Raw genomic sequence first — 24,039 nt, 5'->3', positions numbered from 1 at the left:
GGGGTTTCGTTTTGTTTTGGCCGGTTTCAGTCTTCTGCAAGCAGGCTTGCGCGCACGGCCTCGGCATCAAGGCCCTTCAGGCCGATGACGACCAGGCGGCTCTCTTGCGGCTCACCGGGCTTGAAGGGGCGGTCGAACCAGCCTTCCACCCGCGGCCCCACCGCCTGAACCGCAAGACGCGCGCGCTTGCCGTCTATGCTGGCAAAGCCTTTCAGCCGCAGAATGCCAAAGCGCTCCATCACATGGCGGATACGGGACAGCAGGCGCTCGCGATCCGCAAATGCCGGAAGGTCCAGCACGAAGGAGACGAAATCGTCATGATCATGATCGGCCTCGCCTGCAAGCTCATGATGGGTGGGGCGGTTGTGCACATCCTCTTCCGCGGCGGCGGCGATGCCAAGAAGCACATCCGGGGCGATGCGGCCATGTTCCGTGGGCACGATGGTCACACCATCACGCACCTTGCGCGAAAGCTCCGCGATAAGCTCTTCGCGCTCTTTAGCCGAAAGCAGATCGGCCTTGTTCAGCAGCACAAGATCGGCCGCGCGCAGCTGATCCTCGAACAGCTCATGCAGGGGGCTTTCATGATCGAGGTTGACATCGGCCTTGCGCAGGGCCTCCACCTTTTCGGGATCGGCGGCAAAGAGCCCGGCGCGCACCGCCGGGCCGTCAATGACGGCAACGACGCCATCAACGGTCACGGTGGCCTTCACCGCCGGCCAGTTGAAGGCGCGGATGAGCGGCTGGGGCAGGGCCAGGCCTGAGGTCTCGATCACGATATGATCCGGCCTGTTCTCCCGCTCAATCAAGCGGGTCATGGTGGGGATGAAGTCATCGGCCACGGTGCAGCAAATGCAGCCGTTGGCCAGCTCCACGATGTCCTCCTCGCCGCAGGATGCATCGCCGCAGCCTTTCACCAGCTCGCTATCGACGCCGACATCGCCGAACTCGTTGATGATCAGGGCGATGCGCCTGCCGCCGGCGTTGGCCAGCAGATGGCGAATGAGCGTGGTCTTGCCGGCGCCGAGAAAGCCGGTGATCACCGTGGCCGGTATGCGCTTCTGCATCATGCTGTCTGACACTCTCCCTTGGACTGATCCTTTGGGGCGATCACGAAGATGTTCTGAACGCAACAGTCCCTTTGGCCCCTCATGCCTCTTGAACCGGCGCGGAGGGTGCCCCATTCTGAAAACGAGGACAAGGCGTTTGGCGGACAGGGCGCATCAGCTTGCGACCTTTTCATGACGAAACCGGCGCCCGCATCGGTGCCGAATGTGGCGGGAGGGACGGCCATGTCAAGCGCAGCTAAAGGCCCCGCGGAGGAACGGGCAAGCCTGATCTACACCACCCTGCCGGATGAGGAGGCCGCGCGCACCCTGGGCGAGGCCTTGGTGAAGGCGCGGCTGGCCGCCTGTGTGAACATCATTCCCGGCATGCGCTCGATCTATGAATGGAAAGGGCGGCTTGAGCATGACGAGGAGGTGGTGATGATCGTCAAGACCATGCCGGACCGTGCCGGGGAGTGCATGGCGGAAATCGCGCTTTTGCACCCTTATGAGGAACCGGCGATCATTCGCCTGCCGGCCACGGATGTCTCCGCCAGCTTTCTTGACTGGCTGCACACACAGACGCGCCCGGGGCGCTGAGGCATCCGTTCTGACCGAACACGCCTGTTCTTTCATGCCTGCATCGTGAAGGGAGGCATTTCCGGATCACGGAAGAGATAAGGGCGCAAGGATGAGCCGCGATGTTATTCCGTGATCACGTCACAGGTCTTCGGCGCGGTCTTGGATATAGTGCCGAATGAAAGAATGCGCTGAAAAAGGCATTGACGGCGCGCCATCTTTCGGAATTCGCCAGGTTTGATGATGAAATCGGGAGTGCAGGAACGATGAGTGGCAACCCTGCTGCGGATGCAGCCGGCAAGGACGCAGCACAGGAGCCGGCGAAGGCCAATGCCAACACTAAGGCGGCAGCCCAGGCCGAAAACGAGCCGCGGCTTAAGTATTTTCCCGTCTCTTTCTTCGCCATGGTCATGGGCCTGTCCGGGCTGACGCTGGCCTGGCACAAGGGCGAGAAGGCGCTGGGGATCGGTCTGCCCATCGCGCATGCCCTCGGGCTGTTCACCTTTGCGCTGTTTGTCGTGCTTCTTGCCATTTATGCCACGAAGGCCATCCGTTATCCGCAGGCGGTCGTGGGCGAGCTCAACCATCCGGTGATGATGGCCTTCTTCCCCACCATCTCCATTTCCTTCCTGCTGATGACCATGTGCTTAAAGCCGTTGTGGCCCGGCTTTGCCTTCATCCTGTGGGTCATCGGCACCGTGCTGCATCTCATACTGTCGCTGCATGTGGTGCGCAGCTGGATCCATCACACCAAGTTTCAGGTGGGGCATCTCAATCCCGCCTGGTTCATTCCGGCGGTCGGCAATGTGCTGGTGCCGCTCGGCGGGGTGGCCTTCGGCTATATCGAGCTGTCCTGGTTCTTCTTCGCGGTGGGCATCTCCTTCTGGGTGATTCTGCTGGTCATCGTCTTCAACCGCATGCTGTTTCACGAGCCCCTGCCGGATCGGCTGCTGCCCACGCTGTTCATTCTCATCGCACCGCCGGCGGTGGGCTTTCTGTCCTATTTCGGTTTGGTGAAGGAGCTCGATTCCTTCGGGCGCGTGCTTTACTATCTCGCGCTGTTCTTCACGCTGCTTCTGGTGATCGAGGCGCCGCGTTTCGCCCGGCTGCCCTTCTTCCTCTCCTGGTGGGCCTATTCGTTTCCTTCCGCGGCGATCACGGCGGCAACCTTCGTCATGGCGTCTCTTACCGGCTCGGCTTTCTTGAGCCGGCTGGCGGTGGTGCTGCTGGTTCTGCTCACGCTTCTGCTGCTGCTGTTGCTGATCAAGACGGTGCAGGCGGTCATGGCGCGCAAGATCTGCGTGCCCATGAAGCACTGATGTGACCGTCTGTGCCACAGGCCCTGCACATGCGAATGATCAGACGGCCCGGTGATGAAAACGTGAGCAGCAGGCAAAAGAACGCAAGGTCTTAATCCTCCCCCTGATAGGGGGAGGTCGGCCCCGCCAGGGGCCGGGAGGGGGTGGGGCTGTTTAACTCATGCGCTTGTGGCCCGACCCCCTCCCTGTCCCTTCCCCTGCCAGGGGGAGGGGAGAAAAGCGGCGTTTCATGCGTGAAACAAGACTACCCGGAGTATCATCAAAGGCGATGTCCTGACTGCCGGGTCGTTTTTCTTTGGGGCTGTCCTAGACAAATATTTGGCTTTATATCATTGAAATCATAGTAATTTTTCAGTGTCTTAATAGAATGATCTTTCAGGGCTGAGAGAAGCGTCAATGGCGATTTTTCGCCATTGGCGCTTCATGACCATTCTTTTCGCAACTCATTGAATGTCAAGCATGAAACCGCTTCGCGGCGGCCCGCAGGGCCGTGCTTGACATTCAATGAGTTGTGGAACAGCAAAACCAGTTTCTAACAGCCCCTTTTCTTTTTGAGGGCGGGGTCTGATCAACCGATGTCGATGCCGATGTAATGCAGAACCGGCACGCCAATGAGCATGCCGTGGAACATGGCCATGAACACATAAAGGATCATGCCGGTGAGCAGGGCGGCGAGATCCAGGGACAAGCCGTCCTTTGCCTCGGGCCTTACCCCGTTTTTCAGGGCCAGGGCGAGCAGAACGGCGGCGACGATCATCAAGCCGGCCGCGAGCACCACGGTGGCGGCATCTCCATTGGCGAAGAGGTGGCCCGTGCCCCACAGCAGCACCACATAGGCGAAGGGCAGGCGAAAAAAGCGCTTCAGCCGGCAGGGGTAGAGAAAGATGCCGAAAAGGAGAAAGGCAAAGAACATCAGAAGGAAGGTGACATGCGCCCCCCAGGGCGGCGGATCATAAAGCGCAATGAAGGGGCTTGTCGCCCACAGCCAGGCGATGGCGCCGGTGCTGAAGACGCTCAAGGCAATGAACAGCGGCAGATAGGCGCGCCCGAGCACGGCCTTGATCCGCGCCTTTAGCCGCGGCAGGGCGGGCACGGCATGGGTGATGCCGAACAGGGCGATGGCCAGGGCCAGCAGAATGATGCGGATCATGATCCTGAAAGCGCGTTCATGACTTCACGACGGGCATTGCACTCGGTGGGTAACGTGCTATGCATTCTTTCGCAAGATCGTCTGCGGCCAGGCCGCCCGCTTTCCTTTCGCTGCCGCGCACTTCCGCGCGATTGCGCGGCAAGAAGGCGAGGGCGGCGAAGACCTGCCGCATGTTTCGATCATTCCATCCCCGGGAGGCGACCATGGCTCTCTTCCTTGCATCGAACCGCACTGCCGCCCTTGATCAAAGGCAAACGTGCATGACGTCAGCCGCATGGCGGAAAGGCTTTCTGTGCGCCGGGCTTGGTCTTGCGCTCCTGTCCGGCCTGACCGCGCCCTTCGCCCCAAGTGCTGCGCAGGCGAAGGAACTGTGCGGCCTGGTGACCTTTCTTGATGAATGGAAGGCTGGCACGCGCGAGGAGAATTTCAGCGCCATGTGCGTGGCCCTGCAGGGGTGTTCCATGTTCTCCGATCTGGTGCTGGGGCATCGTCTGCAGCTTTCGCGGCAGGCGCACGAGAAGAGCTGGCGGGTGCTGCTTGATGTGCCGAAGGAGGCCGACATCTCCGAGGGGATTACCATCCGGGTGGATGACGGCGAGCCGATGCGGGTGCCGCCGGAGTTTCTGGATGAACGTCCGGACGGGCGCGCCATCATCATCCGGCCGGAAGTGTTGAGCGTGATCGTGCCGGCGCTGCGCAAGGGCAAGCTTGTGAACTGGTCCTATGTGCGCAAGGACGGCAAGAAGATGGACGTGGCCATTCCCATCCGGCCGCTGCGCAAGGTGATGGACTGGGCTGACTGCACCTTGCAGAAACTGGATGCACAGGCGCGGGCCATGCAGCAGATGGGCAAGTGAGCGGGCAGGGCAGGGGCGCATTCATGGATGCGCGCCCGCTTCATCAAGCGGCTTCGTGCACATGGGGCGATGAGGATTGGCCGCTTCGCGGCGAGAGAGGGGAGAGCACAAGGAATGCAGGACAGCCTGAAGCCGGAAGAAGGGGGCAGGGCGCCGCAGCGGGCGGCAGCGCCGGATGATCCGCGTCTTGCGCGGCTGCGCGCCATCGTGGCCGAACATTCGCTGATGACCGGCGATTTCGTTCTCTCTTCCGGGCGGCGCTCGCGCTATCTCTTTCAGCTCAGGCAGACGGTGCTGCATCCGGAAGGCGCCTGGCTCGTCGGCGGGCTGATCGTGGATTTCATGCGCCGCTCGGGCCTTGCCTGCATCGGCGGGCTGGAGATGGGGGCGGTGCCGGTGGTCTCGGCGGTGGCGGTGCGCAGCCATGACATGGGCTATCCCGTCGCCGCCTTCTTTGCCCGCAAGCAGGCCAAGAGCCATGGCGCGAAGGAGCGCATCAACGGCTATCTGGAAAACGGCGCGGAGATCCTCCTGGTGGATGATGTGAGCACCACCGGCGGCTCGCTTCTGAAAACGCTGGATGCCATTCGCGAAAGCGGCCTTGAGGTGTCCTGCCGCCACGCCCTGACCATCGTCGACCGCGAGGAAGGCGCCACCGAAAATCTGGCCAAACACGGCATCACCCTGCACGCCCTCCTGTTCAAAAGCGATTTCGCCATCCCCGGTCTCGATGAGGCGTGAGCCGGGCGCAAAGCAAATCGATCCGTCGATAGCACACCGTAAACGGCTTTTGAGCGCCTCATTGGATTTTTGACAAAACAGCGCCCTGTGCGTGCAATACAATGTTTACATGCACACAGCGCTTGAAGTTTGTGAGATTATAAATGACTGGAGTTGGCAAAAACTTAAAAAAAATCATTTCTGCATCTTTGAGTTTTTTATTTTTTCTATTATGTGACGAAGAGGTGTAATCAATTTCTCATCTGGCTTTTCTTTTGCTTCTTTGCATGCCTTTTCATAATGAAGAATGAGCCTTGCAGCAAAAGGCGCACGGGGCTCTGGCAATTCCTCCAGGGGCTGCAAGAGTATCTGCAACCCCTCTGCATAAGCGCGAACCGCCTTTCGGGGTTGCTTCAATCCCATATAAACATCCCCCAAGGTGTTCAGCGCCTTTGCCAAAGCGAAACCTGCATCGGGCATTTGCGCGACGACCCTGCGACAATGAGCCACGGCTTCCTGGGCCGCCTGCAAGGCCTCGGGCCACCGCTTCATTTTCGCAAGATAACGGGCCAATTTGTGCAGCATTTCAGACAAGTTGGCGGTTTCAATGTCGGCGAGGTCAGGAAACCGCATCAATTTGCGGTGAAGAGCCTCTGCTTCCCGCAAGGTCGTGATCGCTTCCTCCGTTTTTCCCAATTTGAAAAGACGATCAGCGAGAAATTGGAGTCTTGTGGCCAGCTGCGAAGAGCCGATAATCGGGTCCTGACGGGTGAATCCTCGGTAAATGGATACCGCCTCATAATCCACCTTCAGCGCCTCTTCTGCGCGCCCCATCGCGAACAGAAGATCGGCCATCTGGTCAAGACTGTCAGCGAGTTCGGATTGATTTGTCTTGGAAAGTGGTGATGCAAGATTATCGGCAAGCCTGCGACGAAGGGCAACTGCTTCGCGCGCGGCTTTCAGGGCCTCTTTCATGCGTCCCATGTCTTCCAGACTATAGGCCATGTCCCCAAGAACACGCGCCGCTTCTGAGAGATATTTTTCGGGAAAACGTTTGGCCAGCTGGCGATAAATCGATACGGCCTCTTGCAAGGCTTCAATTCCCTCCTGAGGGTGGCCCGCTTTCTCCAAACGCCGGGCGAACTTCTCCAGACTTCGCGCCAAATAGGGCAGGTTGAGATTGGGATTGCGTTTAGCCAGCTTGCGGTGGATATCCACAATCTCGCGCGCGGGCATGAGCGCTGCTTGCTTGTCTCCGGCTTCGAGCAGGTAATCCGCCAGTGTGCGCAAACTGCTCAGCAGCTTGTTCAGAGAGAACGCCGGTGACTGTTTAGCCAATGTGCGTTGGATATCGACGGCTTCCTGCAAGGGGGCAATTGCCTCTTGCGTCCGTCCAAGTGCGTGCAGGATTTTAGAATAGTCAATGAGTTTGTCTGCGAGGAGTGTCTGAAAAAATTCCGGGTTTTGCTTGGCCAGTTTGCGAACAATGACCAGAGATTCACGTTCGGCCCGCAAGGCTTCATCTTTCTGCCCCCTCTGGAACAGGGTGCAAGAGAGCTCCCGCAAACTCATGGCCAATTTTGCAAGATGCATCTCTTCACCGGATTTTTCGGCTCGCCGCCGATCTTTCAAGACTGCCTCGCTTGCGGCTTCCGGCGTTTTCTGAACGCTTCCGCAAAGTACGATCATGTCAATGTTACGCATTACGGGGGTTGATGGGGCGCCTTTGCCGGTGGTGTGCGCCGCCAAGCTGCCGCGATGGGCATCGGTTTTGACGGGCACGGCCATTGGCCGGGAAAAAGACTTCGATCCCGTCACCTCCAAGGCATTACGTCCTGTGGCCTCTTCATGGGCAAGAGAGAAGCTACCGAGCATGAAGAGAACAAGAGCCAGGAGTGACAACCTCCTGCAAGTTCCCGCTTTGGGCCATGTCATGGTTTCTTCTCTTGCGATGAGGGATATTTTTCCAAGATCGCTTGGATGGGGGCGATCAGATCCTTGTTCGGCGGTTGTCCGATCTGGCGGCAGGCTTTCAGGTAACCATCCAGAAGCTCCTGGGCGAGAGGGACGGTACTTTTTGGCATTGTCCACAAAGGCTGAAAAACCTCCCGCAATCCTCGTGCAAAAACGTGCACCGCCTTTTCCGGCTTGTTTAAAGCCAATTGGGCACTTCCCAATACGATCCGTGCCTGCACGAGCAAGGAGGCTGCCAGGATATCGTGCGGCGCAAAATTCCGAAATATTGAAATTGCCTCTTGCGCCGTCTTGCTTGCTTGTGAATATTTTTTGGCCTCGTATTCAAAGATGGCTTTAAGGAGCAGCTCCTCACCATGATCGAAAGGGGCAGGTGGAGGGAGTTTGTTTTGTTCAATTTCTTTAATCAGTTTTTCAAATTCACTTGCCTCTTGCTTCATACCGGCTTCTTTCATACGCTTTGTTAAATCTTTTATGCCAGAAAGTATTAAAATTACATTTGTTCTTGATTTTAGCTTGATTGATTCCTGGCAGACCCAAACCAATTCGCGCGCTACTTTCAAGGCTTCCCGGTTACACTTCAAATCAAATAAATGGTGGGCGATCTTTTTCAGGTCTTGAGCTATATTTGATAGATATTTTTCTTTGTTTTGCGGAAGTATTAAACGATAGACATTTACGGCCTCTCGAAAGGCCTTAATCGCCTCATCTGGCTTATGTACTTTAGAGTAAATATTGGCAAGCTTGTCCAAATCCTCAGCCAATTCTTTTAAATATATCGGTTTGCCTTGCGCCAAAGCGCGCTTAATATTCACTGCTTCCTTTGCGGCCTGGATGGCCTTGTCATACAGTTCGGCCTCGGAAAGATAGGAAGAAAGACGCGAGAGAAGAATACCAAGCGCGGATTGATAGACTTCCATATCGCTCCGAGCCATTTTACGCAAAACATCCACCGATTCTTTAAGAAATTTGATCGATTCAAATTTCCTTTGTGCGAAATCCCATCGAACGGCCTTGTCATGCAATCGAACGACAAGGATGAACTCAAATTTTTTGGGATTTCTTTGTGCCAGAACACGATATACTGCTATGGCTTCCTGATCGACTTTCAATGCCTCATCGTCTTGCATATTTGCAAAGAGAACATTGGCCAAGTTATCAAGACTCTTGGCCAGGGCGGGTAGGTATTGTTGCGGTTTACTTTTTGCCAGATGCCGATATCTGGCCACGGCTTTCCGTGCTGCCTCAATTTCGGATGGTGCAGGTTTAATTTCTAACATGCGTTGAAATAGTGCCCGGTAGTGTTCTTTGGAGGAATATTTGGATAAAATCTTGCTGCCCGGTGTGATATTTGCAATGGAACGGATATATTGATCTTCTTTCTCTTTGGTGGAAGGAGCAGAAATGGTTTCTTTTATATACCCTTCTCTTGCCTGATACCCAAAAGCAAGTGGAATCATTGTGAAAAGCAGGGAAATAATCGCCGAAAGGCGTGCTCCGGCAAAAATCATCTTGGTGCACTTCATCATGCTTGCTTTGAAGAGCATATGCGCTGCGCCTCACGCGTTTTTTCTATTGAGATGTAATTAATGCAAACGCATGCTACACTCACTGGTAGCGATTGTAAATGAATTCGCGCATATTTCAATAAGATGCCTGGTCTGCTGAATGAAAACGTGGGCAATGGTTTGAAATGCGCGGGTAGGGCGTTTCAGGGCCACAATCAAGCCAGTTTTGAAACACGGTGGCATTGGCCCGTGGCCTGATTAGTGCCTTATGGCAAAAAAAGCCGAAACGGGATTTTATCCCGTTCCGGAACGTTTCGGCAGGGGATATTACCCCGCCATCTGTACTCTGGGCGGGGTTGAAAAACCGCAGAATTGTTCCGAAAGGATATACAATATCCTTCCAATGGTGGCTGTTTATTCTTCGGCATCAACCGGTTTTAAGGCATACACGCGTCTGGCAAGGCGGGATGCCGCGCGAATATCGCCGTTGCGCAGGGCGCGGCGGACAGCGTCGAGCTTTTTCGCCTCCTCAGACGGCAAATAGGGTCCTTCTTCAAAAAGATCATCACGATCAACAACCAGCACGTCCACATCCGCTGCCAGGTCACCCTCGCGCACGAGCTTTGTGATGCAGCGGGTTTGAGGTTCTGCATTCATGTCTTGCGCCTCCTGAAATCCTCTTATGGGATGGGGATGTATCTTCTCACAAAAATTGGTCTGAAAAGTTCCGTAACAGGCCAAGATCCATTTGGGGAGATGGAAAATTATTCAAGCTCACATATCCATTTTTTTACATTAGCTTTATACGAATCTAAATCTAGAGTAGCTGATTTTCCAGCAGAAGCCAAAATAGATGATAATGCGTAGTTCGCCACAATAATTTTATCAATATCTTCACATAATATACCTATAAGGACTTTTGAATGCATTTCTGGAATATCAGATTCTTGAAAAAAGTCGTATTTGGTTGCAATGTGAATATATTCATGTATAATTTTATTTCTTGCATTTATGCCATTAAATAAAATGTCTTTTAAATCTTCATTGAGGTATTTTATTGCGTCTGCATCAATACCTCGCTTTTCAAACGCTTTGCCAATTTTTTTTGTCATTAATTTAACGATATTTTTGCTAGGTTTTTTATAAATATGGTCAGTTGCCTTAAGAAAAGCCTTGTTGATTAAATCGTTTATATTTTTCGCGTTCATATCGGATGTAATATTGTTTAATGCAATAATTCTTGCAATCTGGCGCAATTTATCTTCTATTTGTGCTGCAAAAAATATCACTCTTCCTATTAAAGAAAAATGTTTATCAAGGCATTCTGTTCTTTCTGGTAGTTCGTATAGATAAAATGCATCATCAGGCATCGTCCTCACTCCGCCTCCTCCTTCCTCCGCCTCAGCATCGGCGCCAGGTATTTGCCGGTCCAGCTGCCCTCGTGGGCGGCGACCTCCTCCGGGGTGCCGGCCACCACGATTTCGCCGCCCTTGTTGCCGCCTTCGGGGCCGAGGTCGATGATCCAGTCGGCCGTCTTGATCACATCCAGGTTGTGCTCGATGACCACCACCGTGTTGCCCTGATCCAACAGCTCGTGCAGCACATCCAGAAGCTTGGCCACGTCGTGAAAATGAAGCCCCGTGGTCGGCTCATCGAGGATGTAGAGCGTGCGGCCCGTGGCGCGGCGGCTTAGCTCCTTGGCCAGTTTCACACGCTGGGCCTCGCCGCCGGAGAGCGTCGTGGCCGGCTGGCCCACCTTGACGTAACCGAGGCCGACGCGCTGCAGCATCTCCAGCTTGTTGCGCACCGCGGGCACGGCGGAGAAGAACTCCAGCGCCTCGGAAACGGTCATGTCCAACACATCGGCGATGGTCTTGCCCTTCCAGGTGATCTCCAGCGTCTCGCGGTTATAGCGCTTGCCGCCGCATTGCTCGCAGGTCACGTAGACATCGGGCAGGAAATGCATCTCGATCTTGATCAGCCCGTCGCCCTTGCAGGCCTCGCAGCGCCCGCCCTTGACGTTGAAGGAGAAGCGCCCGGGCTTGTAGCCGCGCGCCTTGGCTTCGGGCAGGGAGGCATACCAGTCGCGAATGGGGGCGAAGGCGCCGGTATAGGTGGCGGGATTGGAACGCGGCGTGCGCCCGATGGGCGACTGGTCGATGTCAATGATCTTGTCGAGATGCTCAAGCCCCTCCAGCCGCTCGAAGGGCGCAGGTGTAAGCCGCGCCTTCATCAGCTGCCGGGCGGCGGCGGCATAGAGGGTGTCCACCGTCAGTGTCGACTTGCCGGAGCCGGACACGCCGGTGACGCAGATGAACAGGCCGAGGGGGAATTCGGCGGTGACGTTTTTCAGGTTGTTGCCGCGCGCGCCGATGAGCCGGAGCATGCGCTGGCGGTTCACCGGCCGGCGCCGCTTCGGCACCGGGATGGACAGACGCCCGGAGAGATACTGGCCGGTCAGGGATTCGGGCGCGGCCATGATCTCCTGTGGCGTGCCCTGAGCCACGATCTCGCCGCCATGCACGCCAGCACCCGGGCCGATGTCCACCACATGATCGGCGCTGCGGATGGCATCCTCGTCATGCTCCACCACGATGACGGTGTTGCCGAGATCGCGCAGGCGGGTGAGGGTGGCCAGAAGCCGGTCGTTGTCGCGCTGATGCAGGCCGATGCTCGGTTCATCCAGCACATAGAGCACGCCGGTCAGGCCCGATCCGATCTGGCTGGCCAGGCGGATGCGCTGGCTTTCGCCGCCGGAGAGCGTACCGGATTTGCGGTCCAGGGTCAGATAGTCCAGCCCGACATCGCGCAAAAACCGCAGGCGCTCGCGGATTTCCTTGAGGATGCGCGCGGCAATTTCACGCTTGGCCGGGCTTAGGGTATCCTCAACGGTGGCGAACCACTCATGGGCGGCGGCGATGGAGAGGGCGGAAACCTCGCCGATGTGCCTGCCGGCCACCTTCACCGCCAGCGCCTCGGGCTTGAGGCGATAGCCCTGACAGGCAGGGCAGGGGTGATCGGACTGATAGCGGGAGAGCTCCTCGCGCACCCAGTCGCTTTCCGTTTCGCGCCAGCGGCGTTCGATGTTGCGGATCACGCCCTCGAAGGGGCGGGTGGTGCGGAACTTGCGCACGCCATCGTCATAGACGAAGGTGATCGCCTCTTCCCCGGAGCCATAGAGGATGACGTCCTTCACCGCCTGCGGCAAATCCTTCCACGGGGTGTCCATGGACACGCCGAAATGGCGGCAGATGGCCGAAAGCGCCTGTTCATAGTAGGGCGAGCCGGCCCCGGTGCGATGCCAGGGAGCGATGGCCCCCTCGCGCAAGCTTAAGGTTTCATCGGGCACGACAAGCTCCGGCTCGAAAGTGAGCCGCGTGCCCAGGCCGTCGCATTCCGGACAGGCCCCCTGCGGACTGTTGAAGGAAAACAGCCGCGGCTCGATCTCCGGAATGGTGAAACCGGAGACGGGGCAGGCGAACTTTTCCGAGAAGATGAGGCGCTTAGGCTTTCCGTCTTCATCCTTTTCATCAGCGAATTCGACAATGGCGATGCCATCGGCCAGCCTCAATGCCGTTTCCAGCGAATCGGCGAGGCGCTGCTCAAGCCCGGGGCGGACGACGATGCGATCCACCACCACCTCGATGTCGTGCTTGCGGTTCTTGTCCAGCTCCGGCGGTTCCTCGAGGTGATGAAAGGCGCCGTCCACCTTCACGCGCTGATAGCCCTCCTTGAGGAGCTGGGCGAAGAGCTTGCGGTATTCGCCCTTGCGGCCGCGCACCACGGGCGCCAGCAGATACAGCCGCGTGCCCTCGGGCAGGGCCATGATGCGGTCCACCATCTGGCTGACCGTCTGACTCTCGATCGGCAGGCCGGTGACCGGCGAATGCGGCACGCCCACCCGCGCCCACAGCAGGCGCATGTAGTCGTAAATTTCAGTGACGGTGCCGACGGTGGAGCGGGGATTGCGGCTCGTCGTCTTCTGCTCGATGGAAATGGCCGGAGAAAGGCCTTCGATGGAATCCACATCCGGCTTGCCCATCATCTCCAGAAACTGACGGGCATAGGCCGAAAGACTCTCCACATAGCGGCGCTGGCCTTCGGCATAGATGGTGTCGAAGGCCAGCGAGCTCTTGCCCGAGCCGGACAGGCCGGTGAAGACAATGAGACTCTGCTTGGGCAGCGTCAGCGAGACATTCTTGAGATTGTGCTCGCGGGCGCCGCGGATGATGATGCTCTTGCGCGGATCGAAGTCTTTGTCGCTCATGCCGGGTGTGATAGACCAGTGCGCGCGGCGGGGCAAAGGGGGATATGGGAATGATGAACACCATGAACAAGATCGCTGCGAGGTTGACGTGCGCATGATCCCGGCCGCAAGGATGAAGGACACATCCCCAATGCCCGTTTCTGAACGGAACACCGTCCGCAGGCCCGCTACAAAGCACATAGACCGTCATGCCGGTGAAAGCCGGTATCTCAGGCCATTGACGCATGCGTTTGCGGCAGAAGCTTGCGGCTTTCGCCGGGATGACGAGAAAAACAGCGACCTTGTGTCGTGTCGGATGCTGCGCAAGGCCAGGGCGGCCTCTTTCTCGAAACGTGCTGAATATCGGGCAGACCCGCATGCGTGGCGCCGGGTGCGGTGGCTGCTGTCCCTGCTTTTCGCTCTTGTTCTGCTTGCCCTGCCTTATGCACCGGCTCAGGCCTTTTTGGGCCTTAAGAACAAGGTGCCGCAGACGAAGCAGGAGATCACCCTTTCCTTTGCGCCGGTGGCCAAGAAGGCAATGCCGGCGGTGGTCAACATCTATGCGCGGCAGGTGGTGCGGGTGCGGCGGCGGGTGCCGCTTCTGTTCGACGATCCCTTCTTTCGCGACCTTTTCGGCGGCGGGCTGACCTTCGGCCGTCCGGTGGAGCGGGTGCGCAATTCGCTGGGTTCGGGCGTGATTGTCACGCCGGACGGCTATATCGTCACCAACAACCACGTGATCGACAAGGCGGATGACATTCGTGTCGTGCTTTCCGACCGGCGCGAGTTTCATGCCCGCATCGTCGCGCGCGATCCGCGCATGGATCTGGCCATCCTCAAGGTGGAGACCAAGGAGAAGCTGCCCACCATTCCCATCGGCGATTCCGATAAGCTGGAGGTGGGCGATATCGTGCTGGCCATCGGCAATCCCTTCGGCATCGGGCAGACGGTGACTCAGGGCATCGTTTCGGCCACCGCACGCACCGGCATCGGCCGCAACGGCACGCAGCTGTTCATTCAGACCGATGCAGCCATCAATCCCGGCAATTCCGGCGGTGCGCTTGTCAACATGAAAGGCGAGCTGGTCGGCATCAACACCATGATCTTTTCGCGCTCCGGCGGCTCCAATGGCATCGGCTTTGCCATTCCCTCCAATCTGGTGAAGACCATGCTGCTCAGCGTGCGGGAAGGCGGGCGCATCGTGCGGCCCTGGGCCGGGGTCTATCTGCAGGAGGTGACGCCGGATATAGCGGAATCGCTGGGCATGAAACGGCCGGCCGGGGCGCTGGTGGTGTCGTTTCATCCGCTTTCGCCCATGAAGAAAGCGGGGCTGAAGCCGGGCGATGTCATCATCGCCGTGGATGGCAAGCCCATCGGCGATGTGCGCGAATTCGGCTATCGCTTTGCGGCGAAGCCCGTGGGCACCACGGCCAGGCTGACGGTGCGGCGCGGGGAGCGGCGCCTGAACATGACCATCGATCGCATCGCCCCGCCTGAAGTGCCGCCGCGGGAGGAGACCCTGATCCGCGGGCGCAATCTGTTCGCCGGGCTGAAGGTGGCCAACATCTCGCCGGCGGTGGCGGCGGAGCTTGATCTGCCCACCCGTGTCTGGCGCAAGGGCGGGGTTGTGGTCACGAAGGTGCTGGGCGGCCCGGCGGCGCGGGCCGGTTTTCGGCGCGGTGATGTCATTCTGGAAGTGAACAATGTGCGCGTGCACAGTGTTAAGGATTTCACCGCCTTGCTTGACCGCGTCCGCGTCATTCACGAGGTGGCGGTGAACCGCGGCGGCGACATTCTGAAACTCTTGCGCTGAGTTATCCCAGACGCGGAACGAAGACGGGCAGGGTAGGGCGTGTCCTCATAAAATCCGACGCGCCAGCCCTTTAAGGCCGACATTTTCGCTGCATCTCGCTGACTTTTATGAGTCCACGCCCTGATGTCAGACATGGGACGCATGCGGAATGGGCTGCGTGGGCTACGCATGCGTCAGACCCAGGCGATCAACCGTCCTTCTTGCCCTCGTCTTCTTCAGGTGAGGGAGCTGGCTGCGTCTGTTCGCCGGGGAAGGCCTGTTCGGCCGGGTAGGGCTGGGCCGGAGCGGCCTCGGATGTTGCCTGCTGATCGTAGGGATTGGGGTAGGCATAGGCCGCATCCGGAGACATCTCACCTTCTGGCATGCCCATCATGCCGGCATCGGCGCCATAGGCGGGCTGCTGCTCCGTTTCCTCGCCATACCACATGCGCTGCCATTCACCGAGCGGGTCCTCGCTGCGGCGGATCTTGCCGTCCACGTAGGCGCCGGATTCGATGGCGATGGTCTGGTTGATGATGTCGCCCTCGACATGGCTGCCGGAAACGAGCACGACATTGACACCGCAGATGGGGCCGATGACACGGCCGCGGATGAAAACCTCCTCGCCGACGACGTTGCCATGCACCGCCCCGTTGGTGCCGACGATGACCACCGCCGCCTGCACCGAGCCATGGACCGTGCCGTCGATGTGCAGCTCGCCACTGGTGGCGAGATTGCCTTCCAGCACCGATTCCGCGGTGAGCACCGAAGGGCCGCTGGATGCCTGCGTGGTCTGTTCCTGCATCTCGGCAGCGGGTTGCTGCGTGGCGGTCTCCTGCTGTTGTTGCGCGGGCTGCTCCGGCGCTTTCCTGTCCTTTCCGAAAATCATGCCCTGCCTCTTTTACAGGCTTGTGTCCCGGTCATGCGTCCCCGACAGGTGTAGGACCCTAGTGCATATCTGCACGGATAGAAGCACGCATGCCTGCCCCTGATGGTTACCCGTTTATTAAACCATAGAGGGCAAGAATTGTGAAAAAATGACCGAACATGGTAAACAGCCCGGTCAAATTTTCATTGTCCGAGAAGGGCTTCGGCCATCGGTTCCGTAAACGGCACCTGTCAGGGCAGTTCCTGCGCCGCTTTCAGCACTTCATCCGCATGGCCCTTGACCCTGACCTTGCGCCAGACACGGGCGATGCGCCCGTCGCGGTCGATGAGGAAAGTGGAGCGCTCCACGCCCATGTATTTCCGCCCGTACATGGATTTTTCCTTCCACACGTCATAGGCCTCTATGGCCTTGCGCTCCGGATCGGCGGCGAGGATCACCTTCAGGTCATGCTTGGCGCGGAAATTGGCATGCTTGCGCACGCTGTCGGGCGAGATGCCGATGATGACGGTATCGGCCTTCTCGAATTCGGCAATTTTCTCGGAAAAATCCTTCGCCTCCTGCGTGCAGCCGGACGTGTTGTCCTTGGGGTAGAAATAGACGACCACCTTCTTGCCGCGAAAGTCGGACAGGCGGATCGTGCCTTCGGTATCGGTCTCCAGCTCGAAATCAGGGGCGGGATCGCCCACATCCGGTGTGCTCATGACAGGTCTCCCAACTGAAGACGCCTGTGGTGTGTCGATAGCCTTATGTGCCGAAGCGCTTGCAAAGACGCAAGAGCTCATCACAATCTGGCCCAGATGATTCCGCTATAGGGGAGACGAAGCGTGCTGGTTCACATGGGGCGGACGCCACAGGCATGCGGCTTTCACGGCGCGCCGCCTTTCGGCTACGCAAAGATGCGCCTTTCGTCTTCACGACATTTCGGCATTTCGGTTTGGCAGCACCCGGAGCGGCAAGGGCCTTGAGCAGACGCATAGGCAGGATCGTACTGATCGCGGGGCTTGTGATCCTCGCCGGCCTTGCCGTTGCCATTGGCGGGCTGTGGTGGCGGCTCGAACAGGGGCCGATCTCGCTATCGTTCCTGAAGGACCGGGTCGAACGCATGGCCAACGAGGCCATGGCGGCCACGGGGCTTTCCCTTTCCACCTCGGACATCGTGCTGGAGCGTGACGAGGAAAGGGGCATGCCCATCCTGCACATGCGTGATGTGAAGATCCGGGGGGCGGACGGGCGTGTGCTGGTGCAGGCGCCCAAGGGCGCGGTGGGCATCGATGGTGCCGCGCTCATGAAAGGCCGGGTGGCGATCAGGCGCATCGACCTCATCGGGCCGCGCATCGTGATCCGCCGCCGTCAGGACGGGCGGTTTGAGGTGGGCTTTCGCAGCGGTTCCCAAACGGCTGAACAGGACAAGCAGGATCGCCGGGGAGACGTCGCCCCAGGTAAACAGCCCGGAGATGCCGGCTTCAAAGAGGCGAAAAGGAATCCGGCGCCGGAAAGGGATGTCTCTCGCCGGCCCTCCGGGGAAGTGGGCATTGGCGAGGAACTCAGTCAGCTGACCGGCCTGCAGGATGTCTTCGATTTCATCGAGCGGGAACTGTTCGGGCAAGGCGATAACAGGGCGGCATTATCCTCGCTGGAGGGGCTGAATATCCGCCGCGCCTCCATTTCCTATTATGACGAAATCGCCGACATCCTGATGTTCACGCCCAAGGCGGATCTGCAGCTCAGGCGTGTGCCTTATGGTTTCGTGCTCTATGCCGAGGCAGGGCTCTCCAGTGGCGGCAAGACCTGGCGCACTGAATTCACCGCGCGTTTCCTGCGCGAGGATCACAGCATTCAGGTGAGCATGCGCATTTTCGATGTGGTCATCGCCGATGTGGCCAGCAATGTCTTTGCCGTCTCCCAGCTTGCGCAGATGAAGGTGCCGGTATCCGGCCACATGGAAATGCATTTTACGCGCAAGGAGGGCTTGCAGCAGGCAACGGCGGAACTCTCTGTGGGGCAGGGCACGGTCTATTTCCCGGGCTACATTGCGCGGCCGGCGAAGGTGCAGGAAGGGCTGGTGCGCATAGACTATGATCCGAAGGACGGGACTTTTGTCATTCATCCCTCCTTTCTATCCGTCAATGGCACACCCATGGAGATGCAGGGGCGCATGACGCCCGTTTTCTCACCGGAGGGGCGGTTGAAACGCATCGGCGTGCGCTTCGATATCGGCCGCGGCAACGTCAAGGCGCCGCAGAGAAAGGGCGAGATCATCATCGATCAGATCGCCTTTCGCGGGCAGTTCCGCCTCGATGTGGCGGCGGTGGAGGTGGAGGATTTCCTGCTGCGCTCAGGCAAAAGCTGGATTCGCATGCAGGGCCGTTTCGTTGGCGAGAAGGAGGGTATCGGCGTCTATATTGGCGGGCGCGGCGGAGACATCACCGCACGCGTTGTGAAAAAACTCTGGCCGCCCATCGTCTCGCCCGGTGCCCGGGCCTGGATCCGCGAACATCTGAAAACGGGCATCATCCCGCAGGGGACGTTTCAGCTGGCCATGCCCGGGCGGGTGATCCGCGCGGCGATCGAGCGGGACGAACCGGTTCCGGACGCCATGGCCAGGATCGCCTTTTCGGTGCAGGATGTCTCCTTCGACTATCTGGAAGGCTTGCCGCCGGTGAAGAATGCCGCCGGCAGCGTGAACATGACCGGCAATCACTTCACGCTCGTTCTGGACAAGGGACATAGCCGGCTGCCTTCCGGCGCGCGTCTCACGCTGGTGCGCGGGGTGATGAAAACGCGCGATCTGGCGCGCAAGGTCTCACCATCGCGGATCGACGTCAGTGTGCGCGGCGGGGCGCGTTCGTTCGTGGAGCTTCTTGATCTGCCGCCCCTGAAGCTGCCGAGCAGCACCGGCTTTGGCAAGACGCAGGTCAATGGCCGCGCAGATGTGCGCATTCATTTCCGCATGCCCTTGTCGCGGGCGATGAAGCCGGAACAGATCCGCATTTCCGCCGAGGCGCGCATAGAGAATGCCCGGCTGAGCGGTTTGCCGAGCGGTTTCAGGATCACCGGCGGCACCCTTGATCTCGCCTATGCCGATGATGTGCTGAAGGCATCAGGCAAGGTGAAGCTGGATGGCATGCCCGCCGATCTGTCCTGGCAGCGGCGTTTGACGGAAGATACAAGCCGTCTGCGCGTGCGCATGCGCTTGAATGATCGCGACCGAAGGAAGCTGGGCGCGGATTTCTCGCCATGGATCAGCGGGCCGATCACCATCAATCTCGATGCCGATGAGAAAGGCGGCAGGCTCACCGAGGCACGGGTGAAGGCGGATCTTTCCAAAGTGGCGTTGCGTCTGGGCTTTATCGACTGGTCGCGGCCGGCCATGAAAGGGACGAGTGCGCGCCTGCGCGTTGTCTTCACGCGCAAGGGGCGCATCCTCATCCGGGACATCGACATTGCCGGGCCCGGGGGATTCAAGGTTACGGGCCGGCTGGATCTCAAGGAGAATGGCGGACTGATCGAGGCGACCTTTCCGCGCCTTGAGCTCGATACCCTGCACAGGCTCGCCATTGGCCTGTCCATGCGCGGCTCACGGCTGGAAGTGGGAGCGGCCGGTCAGATCTTTGATGCCCGACCACTGATCCGCCGCTATCTTTCCGAACGCGGCGCGGCCCAGGCTGCTGCCGGCAAGGAGGATGCATTAAGCGGGCTTGATGATGTGCGCATTCAGGTGAACATCGCGCGCATCGTGGCGGAGCGCGGCGAGATGATCACCGATGTGCGCGGCACCATTGACATCCGCGGCGGGCATGTGGCGCGCATGAACCTGAAGGGGCAGCTGTCTTCCGGTCAGCCGGTCAGCCTTGATCTGACGCCGGCGGCCAATGGCCTGCGCCGCCTGCGCATTCTGGCGCGGGATGCCGGCGCGGTGCTGCGCGCCTCCGGGCTATATTCGCGCATCGCCGGCGGTGAGATGGACTTTACCGCCCTGCTCAAGCCCAATGGCTCTGTGCAGCGCGGTCTGCTCGTCATTCGGCGTTTCGAGGTGCGCAACGAGGCGCGGCTTGCCAATATCACCCGCAAGGGCAAACGGCGCGGCCCCCGGCGCGGCATGCGTTTCAAGAAGCTGATCCTGCCGTTTTCCACGGATGAGAACTTCGTGCGCATCGGCAATGCGCTGATCAAGGGCAAGGAGCTGGGCGCCACGGCCAACGGCCTGATCCGCAAGCGCGATCTCGCCATGGACATCGGCGGCACCATCATCCCGGCCTATGCCGTCAATGCCGCCATCGGCAAGGTACCGATCATCGGCGACATCCTCACCGGCGGGGGCGGCAAGGGCGTTTTCGGCCTGACCTTTGCCTTGCGCGGCACCATGAAACGGCCGCGCTTCGTGGTCAATCCGGTCTCGGCCATCGCGCCGGGCATCTTTCGCGAATTTTTCCAGATCGGCGGGCACAACGTGAATCCCGACGGCACGCCCAAGCGCCGAACCACGCCCCGGCGCAGGCCCGCAGCAGGAAAATGACGCCGCAGGTGTCCTCCAGCCTGACTCCTGAAGGATACGAATTTCATGGCTGGCGTGATCAGAGGTGCAAGCCATCTTTTCCTTTTTCGTGCGTGTGCTACATCACGGGCCTGCCGGCCTTGAAGATCCGGGCGGTGGCGCCCTGTTTGTTGTGTCTTGCGCGACACCATGTGGGGTCATGGCCGTAATCGGGCTGGGACGGATCTTCTTGCCTGGTTGCGGGAAAATGCTGGAGAGGGGAGGGGATGCCCATGGAAAGCTGGCGGCGGCATCCGCTGGTCTTCTGGGCGATGGGCCTGCCGGGCATATTTTGGCTGATCGTTTTCTTTCTGGTGCCGCTCGGCTTCGTCTGGCTGATGAGCTTTGGTGAAAAGCGCGGCATCGTGGACATTGCCATCACCGGCACGCTGGAAAATTATCTGCGCGCCTTTGATCCCGTCTATCTCGGCATTCTGTTCAAGACGGTGCGCATCTCGCTCATCGTCACCCTTCTCTGCATCGTCATCGGCTATCCGGTGGCCTATGTCATCGCCTTTTCCCCGCCTAAGGTGCGCACCTGGCTTTTGCTGGCCATCATGCTGCCGTTCTGGATCAACATGCTGATCCGCACCTATGCCCTCATCGCCGTCTTTCGCACCCGGGGTTATGTCAACTTCACGCTCGAATGGCTCTATGGGCTTTTGCGCCTTGATGCGCTCTTCGGTCCCTTTCAGCCGCTGCCGATGCTTTACAATGAATTCGCGGTGATCTTCGGCATTGTCTACGTCTTTCTGCCCTTTGCCGTGCTGCCCATGTATGCGGCCATCGAGCGGCTTGACAGGAGCCTGCTGGAAGCGGCGGCAGACCTTGGCGCCTCGAGGTTTCACACCTTTCTCACCATCACCCTGCCGCTGACCCGTTCCGGCATCGCTTCCGCCGTCTTGCTGGTGTTCATTCCGGCCCTTGGCTCCTTTCTCATTCCGGAGCTTTTGGGCGGGCCCAACGCCTACATGATCGGCAATGTCATCGCCGCCCAGTTCAAGAAAGCCAATGACTGGCCCTTTGGCGCCGCGCTTTCCTTTCTGCTGATGTATGCCACCTTCGCCATTCTGGCGGTGCGCCCCCTTCTGGTCCGCCGTGCCGCAAAAGGGGAGGGCGCGCGATGAAGGGAGTGCTCCTGATGAAACGCCGCAGGGACAAGGGAGGCGGGCCCGTGCTCGCGCCCGGGCGGGCCGTCTGGCTCAAGGGGCTGGTGGCGCTCACCATCCTGGTCCTGCATGCGCCAATCGTGGTGATGATGGTCTTTTCCTTCAACAATTCGCGGCGCAATGTGGTCTGGCGCGGGTTTACCACGAAATATTACGAACAGGCCTTCAACGATCCGGCCCTGCTGGAGGCGCTGATCAATTCCCTGACCATCGCCGTCATCTCCACGTTTCTTTCGCTGATCATCGGCGCGCTTGCCGCCCTGATGCTCTGGCGCTTCCGTTTTCCCGGCAAGGGGGCTTTTGAAGGCGCCATGGCCTTGCCCCTGGTGGTGCCGGACATCTGCATGGGGGTGGCGATGATGGTTTTCTTCGCCTCCATCGGCTGGCCTTCGCATCTGCCCTGGCCGCTCTCCCTGTCGAACATCATCGCCGCGCATGTGGCCTTTTCCTTTCCGTTCGTGGCGGTGGTGGTGCGGGCGCGCCTTGCCCATTTCAACCGGGAATGGGAGGAAGCCGCGCGTGATCTCGGCGCCAGTGAATGGCGCATTCTCATGGACATTCTCCTGCCCTTTCTCAAACCGGCGCTGATAGCCGGCGCGCTTTTGGCCTTCACCCTGTCGCTGGATGATTTCGTCGTCACCTTTTTCACCTCGGGGCCGGAGACGGTGACACTGCCGGTGAAGATCTATTCCATGGTGCGTTTTTCGGTCACGCCCAAGGTCAACGCCGCGTCCACCATTCTCATTCTGCTCACGGTCGTGGCCACGCTCATCGCCACCCGCCTGCAACGGCCGGAGGAAACCGCGCGGGCGGAAATGGCAGCGCAGGGAGGAGGGCAGGGATGATGCACGCATCCGCAAGAGAAGATGCGCCGCGTGCCGTGGTCTCGCTGCGCGGCATCCGCCGGCGCTTCGGCCGGGTCACGGCAGTGGACGGCATCGATCTCGACATCCGGGAAGGCGAGTTCTTCGCCCTGCTTGGCCCGTCAGGATGCGGCAAGACCACCCTGTTGCGCATCATCGCCGGCCTGGAGCGGCCCGATGCCGGCCGCATCTTCATCGACGGGGCGGACATGACCACAACCGCTCCCAACCATCGCCCGGTGAACATGGTCTTTCAGTCCTATGCCCTGTTTCCGCACATGACGGTGGCGGAAAACGTGGCCTATGGCCTGCGCCTGGAAGGGCTGGCCCGCGCGGTCATTGCCGAACGGGTCCGGGAGGCGCTGGCGCTTGTGCGTCTTGAGGGGCTTGAAGACAGGCGCCCCGATGCCCTTTCCGGCGGTCAGCGCCAGCGGGTGGCCCTGGCACGGGCCCTGGTGAAGCGCCCGCGCGTGCTGCTGCTGGATGAGCCGCTTTCGGCCCTGGATGCGCGCCTGCGCGAGGAGATGCGGCTGGAGCTCTCGGCATTGCAGATGCGGCTGGGGCTGACTTTCGTGCTGGTCACTCATGATCAGGACGAGGCCTTGTCCATGGCCGATCGTATCGCGGTCATGCGCAACGGGCGCATCGAACAGCTGGACGAGCCGGAAGGGCTCTATGAACGGCCCCGCAACAGGTTCGTTGCGGAATTCATTGGAAAAATCAATTTCTTCGATTCAATTCTTGAAGAGGTGGATGAAGAAGGGCTTCGCGTCGTTCTGCCCGGGGTCGGCCCGCTTAGCCTACCGGTGCGCTGTCTGGTGACGGAACGAAAGGCTGCGGATCTGGCCTTGGGAGACGCGCTGACCCTAGCGATCCGGCCGGAAAAAATCAGGATCTCCCGCGCCGGGGATCATGCCGATGCCGATTCCGATCTCTTCGGCGGACAGGATAAGGCCGATGTGCGCTTAACCGGGCGGATTGCGGAATGGGCCTATTATGGCGGCATCTCGCACATGATCGTGGAGGCCACGCTGCCACAGTCGGGCGAAGTTCGGCGCATCTCTGTGGTCTTTCAGAACGCGGCGAAGGAAACGGTGGAAGCCTTCGACATTGGCGATGCGGTCGTCCTGTCCTGGCCGGCTTCTGCCATGATTGTTCTCACGTCTTAAAAAGAGCGTTTCCGGATATTACCGAGCCAAGGGCTTGCGCGGGCACGCCGGGCTGATCCGAAAAGGCCTTGTACGCTTTTTGGCCTTTCGCGGTGTCAGACAAGAGTGTTAGATATGCCGGAAGGTATGAGCGAATCCGTGCGCTGTTGCGCACACGGGCCGTGATGAAACGGACATGTGAGGCTTGCTTGCGCGCCGATTGCGCCAGCGCCACCAGATCCTTG

The 24,039-nt window shown here is 59.2% G+C and carries 18 protein-coding genes; 9 read left to right on the top strand and 9 right to left on the bottom strand.

Annotation, left to right across the window (positions count from 1 at the left end; genetic code table 11):
- Window positions 1-26: 26 nt before the first annotated feature.
- Entirely contained in the window at window positions 27-1,070 is a 1,044-nt protein-coding gene (gene cobW, locus EK16_RS02840; RefSeq protein ID WP_038034483.1) for a cobalamin biosynthesis protein CobW, read from the bottom strand.
- Between the two features lie 222 nt (window positions 1,071-1,292).
- On the opposite strand from cobW, the gene cutA reads away from it, so the two are divergent.
- Window positions 1,293-1,646, top strand: coding sequence for a divalent-cation tolerance protein CutA (gene cutA / locus EK16_RS02835; RefSeq protein WP_038034584.1), 354 nt, complete (start codon window positions 1,293-1,295; stop codon window positions 1,644-1,646).
- Between the two features lie 245 nt (window positions 1,647-1,891).
- On the top strand, window positions 1,892-2,944 hold the full coding sequence (locus EK16_RS02830) for an SLAC1 anion channel family protein (protein ID WP_081910191.1): 1,053 nt from the start codon (window positions 1,892-1,894) through the stop codon (window positions 2,942-2,944).
- Window positions 2,945-3,512: 568 nt separating this feature from the next.
- On the opposite strand, the gene EK16_RS02825 is transcribed toward EK16_RS02830, so the two are convergent.
- The gene (locus EK16_RS02825; RefSeq protein WP_038034482.1) at window positions 3,513-4,094 is read right to left on the bottom strand and encodes an NnrU family protein; all 582 of its coding nucleotides are present in this window, start codon (window positions 4,092-4,094) and stop codon (window positions 3,513-3,515) included.
- A gap of 260 nt (window positions 4,095-4,354) precedes the next feature.
- On the opposite strand from EK16_RS02825, the gene EK16_RS02815 reads away from it, so the two are divergent.
- Window positions 4,355-4,951 carry an invasion associated locus B family protein gene (locus EK16_RS02815; RefSeq protein ID WP_038034480.1) on the top strand — a complete coding sequence of 199 codons (597 nt, stop codon included), beginning with the start codon at window positions 4,355-4,357 and terminating at the stop codon, window positions 4,949-4,951.
- 114 nt (window positions 4,952-5,065) lie between these two features.
- Window positions 5,066-5,692: an orotate phosphoribosyltransferase gene (pyrE, locus tag EK16_RS02810; RefSeq protein WP_051928824.1), complete on the top strand. Its 627-nt coding sequence runs from the start codon at window positions 5,066-5,068 to the stop codon at window positions 5,690-5,692.
- Window positions 5,693-5,866: 174 nt separating this feature from the next.
- Here pyrE and EK16_RS02805 read toward each other — a convergent pair whose 3' ends face one another.
- From EK16_RS02805 to uvrA, 5 genes are all read right to left on the bottom strand, one after another.
- Window positions 5,867-7,606 carry a tetratricopeptide repeat protein gene (locus EK16_RS02805; RefSeq protein WP_038034478.1) on the bottom strand — a complete coding sequence of 580 codons (1,740 nt, stop codon included), beginning with the start codon at window positions 7,604-7,606 and terminating at the stop codon, window positions 5,867-5,869.
- Complete coding sequence (locus tag EK16_RS02800; protein WP_038034477.1) at window positions 7,603-9,192, bottom strand: tetratricopeptide repeat protein; 1,590 nt, start codon at window positions 9,190-9,192, stop codon at window positions 7,603-7,605. Before EK16_RS02800 ends, EK16_RS02805 begins: the two co-directional genes overlap by 4 nt.
- 375 nt (window positions 9,193-9,567) lie before the next feature.
- Entirely contained in the window at window positions 9,568-9,894 is a 327-nt protein-coding gene (locus EK16_RS02795) for a hypothetical protein (RefSeq protein ID WP_231573578.1), read from the bottom strand.
- A 23-nt stretch (window positions 9,895-9,917) separates the two neighbouring features.
- A complete protein-coding gene (locus EK16_RS12135; protein ID WP_156098447.1) occupies window positions 9,918-10,523 on the bottom strand; it encodes a hypothetical protein in 606 nt (201 codons plus the stop codon).
- 5 nt (window positions 10,524-10,528) lie between these two features.
- The gene (gene uvrA, locus EK16_RS02790) at window positions 10,529-13,420 is read right to left on the bottom strand and encodes an excinuclease ABC subunit UvrA (RefSeq protein ID WP_038034470.1); all 2,892 of its coding nucleotides are present in this window, start codon (window positions 13,418-13,420) and stop codon (window positions 10,529-10,531) included.
- 370 nt (window positions 13,421-13,790) lie between these two features.
- Between uvrA and EK16_RS02785 the strand changes: the two genes are divergently transcribed.
- Complete coding sequence (locus tag EK16_RS02785; protein ID WP_038034577.1) at window positions 13,791-15,212, top strand: DegQ family serine endoprotease; 1,422 nt, start codon at window positions 13,791-13,793, stop codon at window positions 15,210-15,212.
- A 187-nt stretch (window positions 15,213-15,399) separates the two neighbouring features.
- Here the strand turns inward: EK16_RS02785 and EK16_RS11315 are convergent, their stop codons facing one another.
- Both EK16_RS11315 and EK16_RS02775 read right to left on the bottom strand, forming a co-directional pair.
- Window positions 15,400-16,080, bottom strand: a complete 681-nt coding sequence (locus tag EK16_RS11315; protein ID WP_051928823.1) for a bactofilin family protein — start codon at window positions 16,078-16,080, stop codon at window positions 15,400-15,402.
- A 230-nt stretch (window positions 16,081-16,310) separates the two neighbouring features.
- Window positions 16,311-16,781 (bottom strand): peroxiredoxin, encoded by a 471-nt coding sequence (locus tag EK16_RS02775; RefSeq protein ID WP_038034468.1) that lies wholly within the window; start codon window positions 16,779-16,781, stop codon window positions 16,311-16,313.
- A gap of 260 nt (window positions 16,782-17,041) precedes the next feature.
- On the opposite strand from EK16_RS02775, the gene EK16_RS02770 reads away from it, so the two are divergent.
- From EK16_RS02770 to EK16_RS02755, 4 genes are all read left to right on the top strand, one after another.
- Window positions 17,042-20,596 carry a YhdP family protein gene (locus EK16_RS02770; RefSeq protein WP_197059584.1) on the top strand — a complete coding sequence of 1,185 codons (3,555 nt, stop codon included), beginning with the start codon at window positions 17,042-17,044 and terminating at the stop codon, window positions 20,594-20,596.
- 251 nt (window positions 20,597-20,847) lie between these two features.
- The gene (locus EK16_RS02765; protein WP_038034571.1) at window positions 20,848-21,741 is read left to right on the top strand and encodes an ABC transporter permease; all 894 of its coding nucleotides are present in this window, start codon (window positions 20,848-20,850) and stop codon (window positions 21,739-21,741) included.
- 14 nt (window positions 21,742-21,755) lie between these two features.
- A complete protein-coding gene (locus EK16_RS02760; RefSeq protein WP_051928835.1) occupies window positions 21,756-22,628 on the top strand; it encodes an ABC transporter permease in 873 nt (290 codons plus the stop codon).
- Entirely contained in the window at window positions 22,625-23,815 is a 1,191-nt protein-coding gene (locus tag EK16_RS02755; RefSeq protein ID WP_231573577.1) for an ABC transporter ATP-binding protein, read from the top strand. The genes EK16_RS02760 and EK16_RS02755 overlap by 4 nt, the downstream gene beginning before the upstream one ends.
- The last annotated feature ends 224 nt before the right edge of the window (window positions 23,816-24,039 follow it).

Source organism: Thermopetrobacter sp. TC1, assembly GCF_000746275.1.
Taxonomy (GTDB): Bacteria; Pseudomonadota; Alphaproteobacteria; order Rhizobiales; family Aestuariivirgaceae; genus Thermopetrobacter.
Note: the sequence above shows the minus strand (reverse complement) of the source record. Positions and strands in the feature narration are given on the sequence as shown.